At 44.3% G+C, this 1,765-nt stretch carries 2 protein-coding genes; both read right to left on the bottom strand.

Annotation, left to right across the window (positions count from 1 at the left end; translation table 11 throughout):
* Nucleotides 1-323, bottom strand: a 323-nt coding sequence (locus HMPREF0658_RS10555) for an Arm DNA-binding domain-containing protein (RefSeq protein ID WP_006950761.1), incomplete at its 3' end; no start/stop codon positions are given.
* 12 nt (nt 324-335) lie between these two features.
* The gene (locus tag HMPREF0658_RS10560) at nt 336-1,565 is read right to left on the bottom strand and encodes a site-specific integrase (protein WP_006950762.1); all 1,230 of its coding nucleotides are present in this window, start codon (nt 1,563-1,565) and stop codon (nt 336-338) included.
* Between the last annotated feature and the right edge of the window lie 200 nt (nt 1,566-1,765).

A 1,765-nucleotide genomic window follows, 5' to 3' on the forward strand; every position in this document is an offset into this window, starting at 1 on the left:
CTCATGGCAAGAAGTGTTGTCGGCATGGTGGCTATCCCCTGCAAACGGTTCTTGAGCAGTTCCACGCTTACCACTCCGTCCTTTATCAATATCTCCTGATAGGTCTTTTCTACAAGTTCTTTGAACTCGCCGATTCTTTGATTGGTTTTCTTGTCGGTTGTCAGTCCTTTCCTGCTGTTCCACTCGGAGGATTTGCACTGCTCGTCTGTGGTAATGGCGGTACTCTTTCCGTCTATGGTGATACGGCAGAGAATAGCGGTCTTGCCGTCTGCTTTTATTTTCTTTCTGTTGATGTAAAACAATATCTTGAATGTACTTCTCATAAAAAATCTTGGTTAAATGGTTAAACGCAAATCTTCAGTAAAAGAAAGGAAACGGTTAAACTCCTCAAAGAGTTTCTGCGGTGTAACCTTCGCATAACGTTCGGTCATACTTACGTTCGTATGTCCGAGCATCTTGCTCACCGTTTCAATAGGAACGCCCTGCTCCAAGGTGATAAGTGTGGCAAAGGTATGCCTTGCAGTGTGCGAAGTAAAGGGAAAAGAAATGCCTGCCCGTAATCGCAAGGCTTTGAGACAAGACTGATAAGTGGGATATTTTATGAAAGGCAGTAGTGCTTCCCTTTCATCGCTGTACATTTTCTCAATTAACCGAACAGTTTCCGGCAATAACTTGATACGACAAAGTACGCCTGTCTTTTGTCTGCTGAACTTCAACCACAAACTGCCTGCATCATCACGGACAAGATGCTTCTTGCTTAGTTCCATCAAATCACAATAGGCTGCACCGGTATAACAGGCGAAGAGAAACACATCACGAGCGGTTTCCATTTCCTCTTCCAATTCATCAAAGCAGATTGCTTTCAGTTTGTTCAATGCTTCTTGGTCAAGAGCTTTAGGTGCTTTCTTGTCTCCTCGTTCTATATGGACTTTATCAAACAGAAGCGTATCAGCCAGCCCCTCACGATAAGCCAGCCTGCAGACAGTCTTCAAATCTGCTGCAACTCTGAAAAATGTGCTTTGCTGATGACCGAGTTCGCCAAGACAAAATGTCTGCAATTCGTAGATAAAGCTTTCTGTGAGCTGCGAAAAAGCCAAATCCGAAACATGATACTTCTTCTGTATAAACTCCTGCAACCGTTTTCGAGTGGAATGATAGGCGGACATAGACTCTTCCTTGATGTCTATACCGATATGGCTTTCTTTCTCCTTGATAAGCATATCCAATCTCTCGATGAGCATACATCGTGCCTGCACACAGCCTTGAAACTGTTCCTTTACATCGGTTGCATCAAATGGCTGTCCTTTGGCAATTAGCGACTGATAGGCAGATTGAATGGAAAGCAGCAGGTTCTCCAATCTCCCATTAACCTCCACCGCCTCGCGGCTCTTGCCGTCCATCCTGCTCTCACGTGGATTCCATAAATCGGGATTGCAGGAGAGCTTACAACTGAACTGCGCAATACTCCTTCCAAGAGTTATCCGCCCCATAATCGGAGCTTTCCCCGATTTGTCAAGCCCGCTCTTTTTAAGGTAGAGCAACACCTTCATTTTCTCTGTTTTCATACGCTTTAATATTTGTGGGCAAAATTACCCGAATTAAAGCGTTCCTCACATACGCAGAAAACTGCCGACCAAAGCAACAGCCACACGAGCGAAAATAATTTAGTTACCGAATACTGCACCATCGTTACCTACATCAAAACAGGGTAACACTCTGGTAACTGAACTTCTGCCTAAATCTGCATATTTCTGCCCTTTACAAA

Origin of the sequence: Hoylesella marshii DSM 16973 = JCM 13450 (genome assembly GCF_000146675.1) — a bacterium.
Lineage (GTDB): Bacteria > Bacteroidota > Bacteroidia > Bacteroidales > Bacteroidaceae > Prevotella > Prevotella marshii.